This window comes from Paenibacillus tritici (genome assembly GCF_018207515.1).
GTDB lineage: Bacteria > Bacillota > Bacilli > Paenibacillales > Paenibacillaceae > Paenibacillus_AQ > Paenibacillus_AQ tritici.
In genome coordinates, this window is record NZ_CP073365.1 from 5367987 (window position 1) to 5382036 (window position 14050).

A 14050-nucleotide genomic window follows, 5' to 3' on the forward strand; every position below is an offset into this window, starting at 1 on the left:
AGCCAATGCTTCGGGTAGTGCTGATTGATGATGAACGACTTGCTCTGATCCAGTTGGAATCAACACTCAGGGCGCTGGGATCGGCCATTGTAACGGCAACCTATACCAATCCGCTGCTGGCTCTGAACGAAGCATCCGGCTGGGATGCAGATATTATTTTCCTGGATATTGATATGCCCGGAATGAACGGCATGGAGGCTGCGAAAAGGCTGGAACAGATCTGCCCCGGTTCTGCCCTTGTCTTCGTAACCGCCCATAACAGCTTCGCGCTGGAGGCGTTCGAGGCCAGTGCCCAGGATTACCTGCTCAAGCCGGTCCCCAGGGAACGGCTCAGCAGAACCATCCAGAGAATCAGGAACCGCAAAACCGCCATGCACCAAGAAGTCAAAAAAGATTCGCTGCTGATCCGCGGCTTCAATTCCATCCAGTTCGAGCGGGATGGGGTACCGGTCAGGGATTTCCGCTGGCGGACCTCCAAGTCTCAGGAATTATTCGCTTACCTGCTCTATTACCACGACCGGATCGTCGTCAAGGACAAGCTGGTAGAGCTGCTGTGGCCCGAAATCTCGCTCAAGCGGGCGTCCACCCATCTGTATACGGCGATCTATCAGCTCCGGCAATCGCTGAAGCGGGCGGATATCGGCCTCGTCATCAGCAATGCAAGTGTGGGTGAAGGTTATATGCTGGAGAGCGGGGACGCGCAGATTGATTTTGTCCTCTGGGAAGAAGGCATTGTCTCGCTGGACCCGGTCGGTGATCATAACGCCTCGGTGCATGAAGAGCTGCTGAAGCTCTATACCGGCGATTTCCTGGGCGATTACGATTACCTCTGGGCCGAGAGTGATCGCCAGCGGCTGAGGAACCTCTCCCTGCAGCATGCCACAGAGCTGGCCGATTATTATACTGCCAAGGAGAATATCACCAAGGCCGTCAACACCTATCAGCGGATTGTGGAGCTTCATCCCTATCATGAGCCGGGCTACCTGGCGCTGATGGAATTCTACAACCGGCTGGGGGAGCTCAGCTTCGTCCAGGAACAATATGAGAAGCTCCGCAGACTTCTGTGGCGGGACCTGCGGCTCACCCCGTCCGCCAAGGTGGAGCGCTGGTATGGGAACTGGAAGCGGCTATACACCTGACATTGTGGAACTCCCCGGGTGGGCAGCCGACGTTATCATGTGATGGTTGCCGACTTAAGAATCCTGCCCATAATACAACATTCCCCTGTTTATTTCGGCTCAATTTCTAGATTGTTGCACAAAAGGATGTATTCCTCTTCCTCCAAGTGAGTGAGCGGGATGATTGCTGCAATTTGTGCAACAAGCCTTTTGAACACTGGTTATTCTGGGATTCAAGTTGCAAAAAGTACAATATTTCCACGGATGCAGAGTGTATTTAACCAATCAGAAACGGCTGCGCTGTCCTTCTAAAGGACGGCATAAACGAAACAATACAAAACGGTATGCCTCTCCCCCAACTTGCGGGTTAACGGCATACCGTCTCTTGTTGCTCCCGTATCTCCATCCTAACGGCAGGACCTGCACATGGCGCTGTCCCTTCCTTTCAGTGACAAGCTACGGGGATTGTGAGTCCGCTGACACACCGGTGTACACCGTTTTTGTGCAATAGCTACCCATGCCAGACGAAGCGTCACACTTTTGTAGTACCCATTCCTGTAAACTATAAACGCTCTGCGCCAGGCATCAGCGGCTCATGTAAGCTACGTCGTAATCAGGGAAATCCTCCATCCATTTGGTAATGGTCGCGGGCAGCATGTTGGTACCCGGTACGTTCGTGTAGAACTTGACATAAGGATCACCGCTGCCTTCCACTTCATCGCCTTCCTCCGAGTCAAGTACGGCTGCCCAGTAGCGGCCCTGCTTATCATGCATGATGATGGCTTCGCTCAGGGTATACAACCCCCGCACGCCGCCCTGTACCACTCTCGCATTCAGACCATCCGAGTCCTTCGCCTCATCCAGCTGCTGCATACTGTACAGGAACAGATCGTAGTCCTCCCCTACCACCTTACGGAAGGCCTTGTCCTCCGCAGCCGTCTTGAATACGCCCGTATCCTTCAGGGTGTAGACCACCTCATCGGCAGGCTCTCTGGTGTACTCTCCGGTGTAGGTTACGTCTGCTCCGGCAGAATACACCGGCGAAGGACTGGTTACGTACAGCCTGCCGTTAAGCAGATAGAAAAAGACTACCGAGCCGTCCTCTTCCTTATATACGGCCATCCGTTTGCGGACCACCGCCGATTCGTCATACAGCTGGCCGGAATGACCGCCATCGAAGGCATCCAGGGAGAAGACCAGCTTATCGCTCTTCACATTGCTGAATTCAACATACGCGCCATAGAAAGGTGATTTGCTCGCCATGTACCATTCCCCGCTCCAATCGGCCGCCTTGGGCACCTTGAGACTGGCTGCCGCTGTACTCGTCAGCGCCTCTACTGGCAGCTGCCGGGTACCGTCCGGGTTGCTCCATACCCCGGCGAATCCGGTGCCGGGAATCCACCAGCCCTGGAAATGGCCGGTCTCCTTGCCTTTGGCATCGTATTCATACATATGGGCGATTTTGCCGTTGACATTGCCGGTGAGCCGGATCGTTTGTTTGTATTTGTCATAATAATAACTGCCGGTCAGCTTGCCGCCGCTCTCCACCTTAATGGACATATGGATCGGCAGATTGCCATTGATGGCTCCCGTCAGCGGCACCAGGCCGTTCGTAGCAGGCCTTGGAGTTGCCGATGCCGCTCCCACCTGAACCGGCGCAGCCTTCTGTTGCACGGCAGATGCCTCCGCCGCAGGCAGCGCAATAAGTGCTGGCAGCAGCAGGGCAGCCGCCAGCAGTGCACCTATTTTACCTTTGAATTTCACAATGAACCCTCCCTTTCACAACCATCTACAACAGGAATATTATTATATTACACTGTATGCCGTAAATTACCCGAATATTGTCTGGTTGAGCCGCTGGTTGGGGTAAATAATATCAAGTAAATACTATATTTAAGACGCACTTAAGATTTGAACTTGAAGCTTCATCGTCACTGCGGTGAACATTTGGACTTCCGGCCGCTGTTGTCACCAGATTTCCTGATTCAAACCGCTGTTCGCGGGTGAAATCCGGTGACTGCTGATGCTTCCGAAGCGAGCTTTCCTGCGGAAAGCTTTCAGGCGGTCGCTTCCGCTCCTACAGTTCCAAATTCCCCCTCCGCTCCTTTTGCTTTTTGTTAATTTCTTTAGTGCCTCTTATATAGAATGAACTTGAAAGTCTAACTATTCTTCATGCGCCTACTTCTGGCGGTAGTCGGCATAATGAGGTGCATTAATGCTCCTTATTAGATCAATTAGCACGCGGCTGGTGAATTCAGGTGCACTATTGCTCCTCATTGGCTCATTTAGCCTGCTTCCGGTGAATTCAGGTGTACTAATGCTCCTCATTGGCTCACTTGGCCCGCGCCCAGTGAATTCAGGTGCACTAATGCTCCTCATTGGCTCATTTAGCACGCGGCTGGTGAATTCAGGTGCACTAATGCTCCTTATTGGCTCACTTGGTCTGCGTCCACTGAATTCAGGTGCACTATTGCACCCCATTGGCTCATTTAGCTCGCGCCTCGTGAATTCAGGTGCACTAATGCTCCTTATTACTCTACTTCAGCCACACTTGATAGTATCAGAGGAGTTGACTCTTTGTTCCTCACTATGTGTAATTTCTTTAGCGCTGTACCATTCCCACACAATGGAGATGATGAGTTATGCCAGACGAATCTATAGTTACCTTCCGCTTCCAGGCGGACAAGCTACTGCCGAATAATCCTGAGCTTCCGGCAGTGCTGTATAAGGGTGCTCTTCAGGATCAGCCGGACACGGCGGAACAGGTCTTCAATAACAATGGCTGGAAGAACAGCTGGGTGAACGGTGTCTTCAGCTACCACCACTATCACAGCAACGTGCATGAGGTGCTCGGTGTAATGTCGGGCAGCGCTCGCTTGCAGCTTGGCGGCGATGCCGGAAGCACCGTCCAGGTTATGGCCGGGGATGTGCTGGTGCTGCCTGCCGGCACGGCGCACAAGCGGCTCTCGGCTACGGAGGACTTCCGTGTCGCCGGCGCTTATCCCGGCGGAGCGGACTACAACACCCGCCGGGCCACTCCCGCGGACTTCGCCGCGGCCCTGCCAGAGATCCGCGAGGTCCCGCATCCGGACAGTGATCCAGTCTACGGCAAGGAAGGGCCGCTGCTCCGGCTGTGGACATAGCATCAGGTAGCCGGACGGGAATCTCCTACTCCGGCCGCTCACCTGTACATTCCTGGAGTCCACCCGTTCCCGGCCGCCCACCTGTGCATTCCTGGAGGCGACCGTTCCTTGCCGCTCACCTGTGCATTCCTGGAGTCCACCCGTTCCTTGCCGTCCACCTATGCATTCCAGGGATTTCATTTTGCATTTGACCCCATCAAGGGCTTGCCCTCATCAAGAATGAGATATACTATTCTGTAATACGATTTCACTTCACTTACGCCGTAATGGAGGAGGGCATTCATGTATAGAGTAGCGGTATGCGATGATGAGGAGCAGCACAGAGAGCTGGTTAAGAGGACACTGATAGCCTTATCCATCAAGACTAATATAGAATTCGAGCTAGAGTTATATCACTCAGGGGAGCAGCTGACCGCTCACTATGAACAGGATGGAGCGCCCTTCCATATTCTGATTCTGGATGTGGAGATGGGCGGGATGAACGGGATTATGGCGGCGCGGAGAATACGGGAGCTGAAGCATTTTGACGAACAGATTATCTTCCTGACCAGCTACCCGGAGTATATGGTGGAGAGCTTCGATGTCATCACGTTCCAGTACCTCATTAAGCCGATGGCCCCTGACCTCCTGGAAGAGAAGATCACCAAGCTGCTCCATTACTTCCAGGCCCAAGAGAAGAAGTTCATGGTCATCAAGTCCGGTTATGAGGAGGTAGTCTTGAGATATGATGATATCATTGCGATTGAGGCGGCCAAGAGCCTGACGGTCAAAAGCAAGCTCCATGTAATCACCGCCACACAGGTCTATGACAGCAAAGGCCTGATCGCCGATTATGCCGCAGCGTTAAAAGACAGCAATTTCCTGCACATCCACCGTTCGATTATTATCAACCTGCTGCATGTGAAGAAATTCTCCGGCGGTTCGGTGCTCATGTCGGGCGGGATGGAGTTCCCGATCGGCCGCTCCAAGATCAAAGAGGTCAAAGATTTCTATACCAAATTCATGATTATGAAGGGTCATTCGTATGATTCCATATAACCTGCCTATTATCCTCTGTGTGCTGCTGGTGATGGGCTTCCAGACTAATTTTTACTTCGGCTCCGTATTCGGCAAGTCCGCCCAGAAGCCCAACCGGACCGTGTATTTCATCCTTTATGGATTGCTGTGTTTTGTCTATCTGGTCTTTGAAATGTCCTCCGTATTCTCATCGGCTGTCGCCCTGCTGATGATATTCGCTATGGCCGGGTCCTATCAGGTGGAGATTAAGACCAAGGTGATTTTCTCCATCCTGTATGCGGTGCTGATGACGCTGGTCAGCTTCATCTCGCTGTTTATTTTCTCGGCGATTGATTCGGTGGACTATACCAGCCTGGAGTCGGGTAACGGGTTCGACCGGCCGGGCTTCATGAAGGGAATCATCCTTAGCTGCATTATTATGTTCGCGGTGATTCAGGTCATCCGGCTCATCTCCAAACGCAGAAGCTTCGCTCTGCCTTACCCTTACTATATCTTTTTCCTGATCGTGCCTTTCATCAGTATCTATCAGATCAATGTGCTCACTACAGTCAGCAGCAACAAAGATATCTATTATTTCATGGCGATTCTCGGCTTTCTGTTCCTGAATGTGATGGTCGTCTATATCTTTGATACGATTATTGATAAATTTCAATTCATGCATGAGAATGCCCAATTGCAGCACCAGATGAATTATCAGGATGCGAACTATGAGAAGACGGTGCACAGCTTCAAGTCCATTAAGCGGATTATCCACGACACCCACCAGCAGTTCCTGTACATTGAAGAGTGTATCCGGCGCAATGATTCAGCGGCAGCCCTGGAGCATATCAAAGTGACGCTCAATAAAGTCGAGGATGCCTATCAGCGGGTGAACACAGGCCATCTCGTCATTGATGCGCTGGTCACGAATACCCTGAATATCGCACAGGCCAACGGCATCCGAGTCGATACCCGGCTTCGTCTCCATTCACAGGCGGTTCATATTGACCGTTATGACTTATGTGTGGTGCTTGGCAATATGCTGGACAACGCTATTGAAGCTTCGAAAAAGGTCAAGGTAGCCGAGGACCGGTATATCCTGATCCAGATTCATTCGAGTGAATCCGCGCTGTTCATCCGCATCCTCAACCGGATCGCCCAAGAGACCGCCTCGCTGCACAGCGAGAAGCCGGACCCGGAATATCACGGCATCGGCCTGACCAATATTTCCAGAATATGCGATAAATATGGCGGGAATATGACGATAGAATCGGGGCATAAGGAATTTAATAATATGGTGGTTCTCCCCTTCTCGCCCGAATCTTCTATATGAGTCGCACTAAAAATTTGAACTTCAAGCTTCGTTGGCACTGCGGTGAAATTTGGACTTCCGGCCGCTGTTGTCAACAGATTTCCTGAATTATTCCGCTATATGCGGTTGAAATCCGTTGACAAAGGCGGTCGCTACCGCTCCTACAGTTCCAAATTCCCCCTCCGCTTCTTTCGCTTTTCGTTATCTTCTTTAATACTACTCATTCGTAAGCTTCTACGTTTAGGGATCGTTATCAGCGTTTCAGGGGCATTCGGGCCTATCCCCTCCCTCCAGCCTGTATGATACATTCAGGAAGTATACCGATGAGGAACAAGAGGAGGCAATCCGAATGAACAAATTAACTTCAGTAGTACTCGCCGCAATGCTGGTGATCCCCGCAGCCCAGGCTTCGGCGGCGCAGGAGAAGCAGAATCCCGTGCAGGCCAAGGCCCGCGAGCTGGCGTCGAAGATCGTAGCCGATTATGGGGTAAGCGGCATGCAGTATGCCATTATGGATAAGGGCAACATCACATTGTCAGGAGGCGCCGGGTTCTACGATACGGTGACTAAGGCACCGATCACGAAAGACACGATGTTTGGCATTGGCTCGGTCAGCAAAATGTATGTGTCTGCGGCAACGATGATTTTGGCGGAGGATAAGGTCATTGATATTGATAAACCGCTCATAACATATCTGCCGCAGTTCAAAATGGCCGATGAGCGCTACAAGGAGATTACGCCGCGCATGTTAATGAATCATTCCTCGGGCCTCTACGGCAGCCACTATGGAAACAGCATCTTGCTGGATGACAACGATACACAGAATCATGATGAGATGTTATCCCGGATGGCGTCCGAACGGCTGAAGTCTGATCCGGGCGAATATTCCGTCTATTGCAACGATGGCTTTCAGCTGCTGGAGCTGATGATTGAGCAGGTGAGCGGGATCAGCTATTCCGAATTCCTGGACCGGCACTTCAGCAGCCCGATGAAGGTAAGTTCAACGAAGACCCCGCTTGACAGCTTCGACAGACAGCAACTGGCCAAGACTTATTTCCCGAGCCTTAAGCCGGCCTTGCCTGCCGAGAACGCCAACATCCTTGGAGCCGGTGGCCTCTATTCTACTGCCGAGGATCTAACGAAGTTCGCAGAAGTGCTGAACGGCAACTACCCGGATATCTTGTCGAAAGCCTCCGCCGAAGCAATGCGGCAGCCGGAATATAAGAACGGAATCTGGGTGCCCGAAGAGCGTAACAGCTTCAACTACGGGCTCGGCTGGGATGCGGTGGATCTGGCTCCCTTTGGCGATTACGGCATCAAGGCCTTAACCAAAGGCGGGGATACGATCATGTATCACGCAGCACTCACCACTCTGCCCGAATCGGATATTTCAATCGCGGTGCTCTCCTCCGGCGGAAGCTCGGTCTATAACACCGTATTTGCCTCACAGGTGCTGCTGGAGTACCTCAAGGACACCGGGAAGATTCAGAAGATTCAGCCGGACCAGACCTTCACCCCTCCGGTAAAAGCAGCTATGCCTGCTGAGATGCAGTCCTATTCGGGATTGTACGGAACCGTGGGAGCGACACTCCCCATTACGGTTAAGGGTGGAGAGCTCACACTGCCGGTTCTTGCCGGACTGATCCCTGCTCAGAAATATGTATACACAGGCAAAGGACAATTCAAGAACAGCGATGGCAGTGCAGCCGTAAGCTTCGAAAAGCAGAAGAACGGCATCACCTATCTGAAGCTGGACGCCCATTTGAATATTCCCGGAATAGGCCAGATGCCGATGGTTACCTATGAATACCAGAAGCTGGAGGCCAATCCCCTGAATGCCTCTACGAAGCAGGCCTGGGAGAAGAGAAACGGGAAGCATTACTACGCCGTGGATGAAAAAATCAGCTCATTATTCTATCTGTCCCCCTCCATCTTGACGAAGACTATCGCGGTAGAGCAAGGGTACGCCACCGGAACGAAGATTGTGGACGGGAACACCGCCGTTAATGCCGCTGAAATCCCGGTGATGAACGGCAGAGATGCCTTTGATCTGAACTTCTCCACCAAGAACGGCCAGGAATATCTGACCATTGACGGAAATGACTATATCAGTGAAGATGCAGTGAAGCCTCTCTACGGAGGCCGTGCTTCCATCAGTACAGTACCTGCGAGCGGTCAGGCGGTATGGATGAAGCTGGATAAAAAGTCCGCCGGGCGAACAATGACTGTTACGGCACCGTCAACCGGCGGCTATGCTGTCTATGATGCCGATGGAGTGATCGTCAGCCACTCCATGGTGGGTAAAGACCCTTCCGTTGTATTACCGCAGGGCGGAATGGCGGTATTCGGCGGGAAGGCCGGAGATGTGTTCAAGATTCATCTTCAATAAATCTCTCGAACCGTCTCTCCAAATCTCGCAAACTTGCTTTAACGTGTTCGAGTATGTTTTAATGTAATCTAACTGAATAATACTCTTATCCAGAGTTCGGTGGAGGGCCTGGCCCGATGAAACCGCTGCAGCCGGTATACGCAAGTATGTACGGTGCGGCAACTAGAGGTATCCAAGATACCTTGCAAAGATGAGAGGGAGCTGACAGTTTATATGAACTGCCCCCTTTAATTAGGGGGCTTTTTTTATGCAGAGAGAGGAGAGAAACCTATGACACAATGGATTACAGAATTCATCCTTTTTTTCAAAGATTTGTCGTATGCCGGTATCGTCCTCGCCCTGTCGTTTGAATTCGTCCCTGCCGAGCTCGTTCTTCCGCTTGCCGGGTATTGGGTGTACCTGGGGGACATGAAGCTTATTCTTACGATCCTTGCCGGTACGCTCGGAGGTACCTTTGGTCCGCTCACGTTATATGCCCTGGGCCGGTATGGCGGCAGGCCTGCGATTGATAAGTACGGGAAGTACTTTTTCATCCGTCCGCATCATTTGGAGGCTTCCGACCGTTTTTTTGAGAAATACGGCAACGGTGTGGCTTTTTACGGGCGCTTCATCCCTGGAGTGAGAACCCTGATCTCTATCCCTTGCGGAATTGCCAAAATGAATGTGTTCGCCTTCAGTCTCTACACCTTCCTGGCCATGCTTCCGATTACCTCAATCTATGTCTATCTGGGCTTCAAATTAGGGGCGCAATGGGAGCATGTGGACCAGATTCTCAAGCCTTATATTATTCCGGCGGGTACGCTGTTCCTTGTAGGCTTCGGGCTGTATGTCCTATCCAAACGGATGAGAAGAAGACAAGCTTAATCCAATTGCAGTTGCAGTTCAGATTCAGGAGGAAATTATGGAAACTTGGTTTACTTGGCTAAAATATTTGCTGCTGGGGATCGTACAGGGAGTGACGGAACCTATTCCCGTCTCTTCCAGCGGGCATCTGATCATCGTACAACGTCTGCTCGGGATGGAGCAGAATGGGCTATCCTTTGAAATATTAACGAATACGGCCTCTTTAATCGCTATCTGTTTTATTTTTCGTAAGGATATCCTAGATTTGATTACAGGTGCCTTCCGTTACCTGCGCACGCGCAATTCGAAGTACCGGGCGGAGTTCATGTTCTGCCTCTACATCATCATCGGGACGATTCCCGCAGCCGTTGCTGCCGTCTTCTTCAAAGATACGATCGAACGTATCTTCACTTCCGTACATACCGTTGGCATCAGTCTACTCGTTACCGGAGTGGCCCTCTGGCTGATCCGCAATCTTCGCGGGCAGAAAAGAGACGGCAATCTTACCGTGCGGGATGCCATCATTGTCGGACTGGCTCAGGCGGTAGCCCTGATTCCGGGCATCAGCCGTTCCGGTTCTACCGTAATTGCCTCCATTGCGGTTGGGATGAAGCAGGAGACGGCCTTGAAGTTCTCCTTCATGCTGTACATTCCCATCAGTATTGGCGGGCTGATTATGGGCGCGTCCGACATCGCACATGATCCTAACCGCTCCGCGCTGGCGGTTCCCTACCTGATCGCCTTCCTCACCACACTTGTCGCAACCTACTATGCCATGAGATGGTTCATCGGCATTATGGCCAAGGGCAATCTGATTTACTTTTCCTATTATTGCTTCGTGGTAGGAACGTTACTGCTGATCTTGCTGTAAGTAGCCTAAGGGATCTTGTGGGGCGGGGAGCTTGGGGGAACTGAGGAACTTTGGGAACGCCATTGAGAGTAACTTCTCCTGCTGCGCCAAGCAAGTGGACAAACGTATCTTAATTCCTCGATTTATGCGGGATGAACGACAGCAAGTGGATAAACAGCATCTAAATTTGCTGGTTTTGGCTATAGTTGGTGAATTGGGCGGATTTAAGTGTTGTTTTTCCAACTGTTGTTCCAGCATCCCCCATTCGATCATCAGTAAGTGTAGAAAATCCAACTGTTTTCGGTCCTCTTCATACGTAACTATCCCTAGCTATGTGCTCAACAAAAACACCCCTTAGAAATGTTTCCTTTTCTAAGGGGTGTTGTCATCATAAGTAGCTGATCAGCCTATTGTCCCATCAATATCTTGGCATACGGCGAATCAATCGGCATCATGATCACCGGCTCATTCTTCAGCGTGGTCACGTAACTCTCCAGCGTACGATAGAAGCTGTAGAACTCAGGAGATTTTCCATAGGCCTGGTTATAGATCTTGGCAGCTTGCCCTTCGCCTTCGGCAATGATCTTCTTGGAGTCGGCTTCAGCCTGGGCCATCAGCTCTCTGGAGGTACGGTCAGCCTTGGACGTTATTTTCTTGGATTCCTCGTCCCCCTCAGACAGATAACGCGCGGCAATGGATTGACGGTCCGAGATCATGCGGTTATACACACTTTGCTTATTCTCTTCCGGCAGGTCGGTACGCTTGATCCGTACGTCGATCACTTCGATCCCGTAATTATCACGGGTTAAGGCCGCTACTACGTCTTTGGTGATCTCATCGTTAATATTGCCCCGTCCGGTGTCCTCACTAATAATATTCTCATAATTGACCTCCGAGAGCTTGCGGCGTACCGAGTTATATACCGCTTCATCAATACGCTGCACCCCGCCGCTTACCGATTGTACAGTTCTCAGGAACTGTGAGGCGTTGGTAATTCTCCAGACGGTATAATTATCAACGACAATCGGCTTCTGGTCCTTGGTCAGAATGCTGGTTGGCGAGCTCTCGTACGTCATCTGGTATTTGGGAAGCTCCGAGACATTCTCGATAAAAGGAAGCTTGAACTTTAGCCCCGGCTCATCAACGGTACGCATGGCTTCACCGAAACGCAGGACTACCTTGTATTCCCCTTCCTTCACGATATACATAGATCCGGCTAGCAGAATAATCAGAACTACAGCAGATATCATTGCGATAATAGGGTTCTTCTTCACTGGGCATCTCCTCCTTGCGGCGCTGCTGGAGCAGGCGGATTCACTGTGGCCGGGGCAGTCTTGCTGTCCGTCGTACTGCGCATAAGCTCATTCAGCGGCAGATAGTTCACAGTATCGCTATTCGAGTTGGTGATGAAAATCTTAGCGCTAGGCAGAATCGTCTCCAGCGTCTCCAGAATCAGCCGGCTTTCGGTTACGCTCTTATTGTTGCTGTATTCGGCATAAATGGCATTGAACTGGGCGACATCACCCTGCGCGTTCAGGATACGCGACTTCTTCTCGCCTTCGGCCCGCTCCAGCAGCGCCTGGGCTTCACCGCGCGCCTTAGGAATGATATCGTTCTCATACTTCTTGGCGTTGTTGATCTTCGTGTTCTTCTCTTCACGGGCGTTGGTTACCTCGCGGAATGCTTCCTCTACCTGGCCGCTCGGCGGCTCAATATCCTGGAATTTGATATCAATGATCTGAATGCCGGTGTTGTATTTCTTCTGCAGATCCACCAGCAGCACCCGCACCTTATCCTGAATCACTGTCTTCCCGTCCGTAATCGCATAATCCAGCTTCTCCGAACCAATCACTGCGCGGATCGACGAGCTGGCCGAGTTACGCAGGAATTTGTCCGGGTCATCAATGTTATACAGATAATCATGGATATTGCTAATCTTCCACTGGACTACAGCATCGGCAGAGACAATATTCTCATCACCCGTAATCATCATGGCTTCATCATCAACGGCTACTGCTCCTTCACCCTCCTGGCGGTACCCGATATGTATCCGCTGAGTCAGCTCCGCAGGCACTGTAATCACTTCCTGAATAGGATAAGGCCATTTGAAATGCAGCCCCGCCGAGGACTCGTTCGTATACTTGCCGAAGGTCAGAATAGCTGCACGTTCCTGCTCCTGCACGGTATAAAAGGAAGTGGAGCCTACATAAATCAATACAGCCGCTGCGGCTACCCCCACCCAAATCTTCTTGTACATTCCCGGCTTCAGCTTCGGCAGCCTGAGTCCCGGCATCTGATTATCGCCGTTCTGGTTCATGAAATTCAAGATGCATCGCTCCTTTTGGCGTGTTTTAGTCTTAATAAAGGTATATATACGTGAATAAAACAAATAAGTCGCAACTTTTACGACTTTGTTCAAGCTTGCTGAATTTTACTGCGTTTCTCTCTGGCTATTGCCTTGCCGCTATTTCACAGGATGGAGCTTCAAGTTCAAACCTTAAGTGGGTTTTACCCAAATGTTAATTCAAACAACGGGCCACGGCACGGGTGGAGGCTGAACCTCCATACACAGCAGTTGGAAAAATGTATCTTAATTCGTCGCTTTCTGAGGAATGTGCCTGAACAAGTGGATAAACAGCATCTACTGGGGTCCGTTTTGGCTACTTTGGGTGAAAGGGCAACATTTAAGTGTTGTTTATCCATCTGCTGTTCTGGCAGCGATCGTTCGTCCATCAGCAAGTGTAGAGAATCCAACTACTTCCGATTCCATTCACCACAAAACCCCGGGAAAGCGTAAGCTCGCGCGCTCTCCGGGGTTTTTGTTGTGAGCTAAATCTCATGAACTTCAGTTCTAAGACAGCTGCGGCTCTCTCTTCCTGCGTGCAGGTACCTGGCCCCCGTCCTCCAGCACCTTTCCCCAGTTGGCGGGATTGGTCAGGTCGGGGATACGCTGCTCCAGAATGGCCTGATATTGCAGCGCTTTTTGTTCCAGATGGGCAACGCGCTGCTTGGCTTCTTCGAGCTGAATGAGCGCTGCTTCCTTATATTCCATCATCAGCGCACAGCGCTGGGCAACGGTCGAATCGCCCTCCAGGCAGAGATCGACATAGGTTTTGATGCTTTCAATCGGCATCCCTGTCTGCTTAAGACACTTGATGCCATACAGCCAGTTGATCGAGTCGGCGTCGAACAGCCGGATATTATTTTTATTGCGCTGAACGGTCGGCACCAGGCCCTTATCTGTATAATAACGCACCGCATGTTCGGTGAGCCCTGTCATTTCGGCAGCTTCCTTAACAGTATGCATAATAACCCTCCTCGATAAAAAAAATACTACCCCCGCTTGACTTCGTGTTACACGAAGACGGTAGGCTTATTGTATAGCAAATCGGCCGCAAC

Annotated in this window: 11 protein-coding genes and 1 riboswitch; of the genes, 7 read left to right on the forward strand and 4 right to left on the reverse strand. The window is 51.2% G+C overall.

The window, feature by feature from the left end; genetic code table 11:
- Positions 1-5 precede the first annotated feature (5 nt).
- The gene (locus KDC22_RS23120; protein WP_211720466.1) at positions 6-1139 is read left to right on the forward strand and encodes a response regulator; all 1134 of its coding nucleotides are present in this window, start codon (positions 6-8) and stop codon (positions 1137-1139) included.
- A 564-nt stretch (positions 1140-1703) separates the two neighbouring features.
- Here the strand turns inward: KDC22_RS23120 and KDC22_RS23125 are convergent.
- Positions 1704-2882 carry a hypothetical protein gene (locus KDC22_RS23125; protein WP_211720467.1) on the reverse strand — a complete coding sequence of 393 codons (1179 nt, stop codon included), beginning with the start codon at positions 2880-2882 and terminating at the stop codon, positions 1704-1706.
- Between the two features lie 878 nt (positions 2883-3760).
- On the opposite strand from KDC22_RS23125, the gene KDC22_RS23130 reads away from it, so the two are divergent.
- The 6 genes from KDC22_RS23130 (at position 3761) to KDC22_RS23155 (ending at position 10672) form a co-directional block, all read left to right on the forward strand.
- Positions 3761-4261 (forward strand): cupin domain-containing protein, encoded by a 501-nt coding sequence (locus KDC22_RS23130; RefSeq protein ID WP_211720468.1) that lies wholly within the window; start codon positions 3761-3763, stop codon positions 4259-4261.
- A 282-nt stretch (positions 4262-4543) separates the two neighbouring features.
- The gene (locus KDC22_RS23135) at positions 4544-5299 is read left to right on the forward strand and encodes a LytR/AlgR family response regulator transcription factor (protein WP_211720469.1); all 756 of its coding nucleotides are present in this window, start codon (positions 4544-4546) and stop codon (positions 5297-5299) included.
- Positions 5286-6590 (forward strand): ATP-binding protein, encoded by a 1305-nt coding sequence (locus tag KDC22_RS23140; RefSeq protein WP_211720470.1) that lies wholly within the window; start codon positions 5286-5288, stop codon positions 6588-6590. The genes KDC22_RS23135 and KDC22_RS23140 overlap by 14 nt, the downstream gene beginning before the upstream one ends.
- 328 nt (positions 6591-6918) lie before the next feature.
- Positions 6919-8958 carry a serine hydrolase domain-containing protein gene (locus tag KDC22_RS23145; RefSeq protein ID WP_211720471.1) on the forward strand — a complete coding sequence of 680 codons (2040 nt, stop codon included), beginning with the start codon at positions 6919-6921 and terminating at the stop codon, positions 8956-8958.
- Between the two features lie 82 nt (positions 8959-9040).
- Positions 9041-9155: riboswitch (SAM riboswitch) on the forward strand.
- 73 nt (positions 9156-9228) lie between these two features.
- A complete protein-coding gene (locus KDC22_RS23150) occupies positions 9229-9822 on the forward strand; it encodes a DedA family protein (protein WP_173127767.1) in 594 nt (197 codons plus the stop codon).
- Positions 9823-9859: 37 nt separating this feature from the next.
- Complete coding sequence (locus tag KDC22_RS23155; RefSeq protein ID WP_211720472.1) at positions 9860-10672, forward strand: undecaprenyl-diphosphate phosphatase; 813 nt, start codon at positions 9860-9862, stop codon at positions 10670-10672.
- A gap of 386 nt (positions 10673-11058) precedes the next feature.
- Here the strand turns inward: KDC22_RS23155 and hflC are convergent, their stop codons facing one another.
- The 3 genes from hflC to KDC22_RS23170 all read right to left on the reverse strand — a co-directional run bounded on the left by hflC (position 11059) and on the right by KDC22_RS23170 (position 13958).
- On the reverse strand, positions 11059-11925 hold the full coding sequence (gene hflC / locus KDC22_RS23160; RefSeq protein WP_246552899.1) for a protease modulator HflC: 867 nt from the start codon (positions 11923-11925) through the stop codon (positions 11059-11061).
- Complete coding sequence (gene hflK, locus KDC22_RS23165) at positions 11922-12968, reverse strand: FtsH protease activity modulator HflK (protein ID WP_211724156.1); 1047 nt, start codon at positions 12966-12968, stop codon at positions 11922-11924. The genes hflC and hflK overlap by 4 nt, the downstream gene beginning before the upstream one ends.
- A gap of 534 nt (positions 12969-13502) precedes the next feature.
- Positions 13503-13958, reverse strand: coding sequence for a MerR family transcriptional regulator (locus KDC22_RS23170; RefSeq protein ID WP_211720473.1), 456 nt, complete (start codon positions 13956-13958; stop codon positions 13503-13505).
- Between the last annotated feature and the right edge of the window lie 92 nt (positions 13959-14050).

What these genes read in the sequence shown, in the direction of transcription:
- KDC22_RS23120 (WP_211720466.1), top strand. Translation starts at nt 6, where the DNA reads ATGCTTCGGGTAGTGCTGATTGATGATGAACGACTTGCTCTGATCCAG.
- KDC22_RS23130 (WP_211720468.1), top strand. Translation starts at nt 3,761, where the DNA reads ATGCCAGACGAATCTATAGTTACCTTCCGCTTCCAGGCGGACAAGCTA.
- KDC22_RS23135 (WP_211720469.1), top strand. Translation starts at nt 4,544, where the DNA reads ATGTATAGAGTAGCGGTATGCGATGATGAGGAGCAGCACAGAGAGCTG.
- KDC22_RS23140 (WP_211720470.1), top strand. Translation starts at nt 5,286, where the DNA reads ATGATTCCATATAACCTGCCTATTATCCTCTGTGTGCTGCTGGTGATG.
- KDC22_RS23145 (WP_211720471.1), top strand. Translation starts at nt 6,919, where the DNA reads ATGAACAAATTAACTTCAGTAGTACTCGCCGCAATGCTGGTGATCCCC.
- KDC22_RS23150 (WP_173127767.1), top strand. Translation starts at nt 9,229, where the DNA reads ATGACACAATGGATTACAGAATTCATCCTTTTTTTCAAAGATTTGTCG.
- KDC22_RS23155 (WP_211720472.1), top strand. Translation starts at nt 9,860, where the DNA reads ATGGAAACTTGGTTTACTTGGCTAAAATATTTGCTGCTGGGGATCGTA.
- hflK (WP_211724156.1), bottom strand. Translation starts at nt 12,968, where the DNA reads ATGAACCAGAACGGCGATAATCAGATGCCGGGACTCAGGCTGCCGAAG.
- KDC22_RS23170 (WP_211720473.1), bottom strand. Translation starts at nt 13,958, where the DNA reads ATGCATACTGTTAAGGAAGCTGCCGAAATGACAGGGCTCACCGAACAT.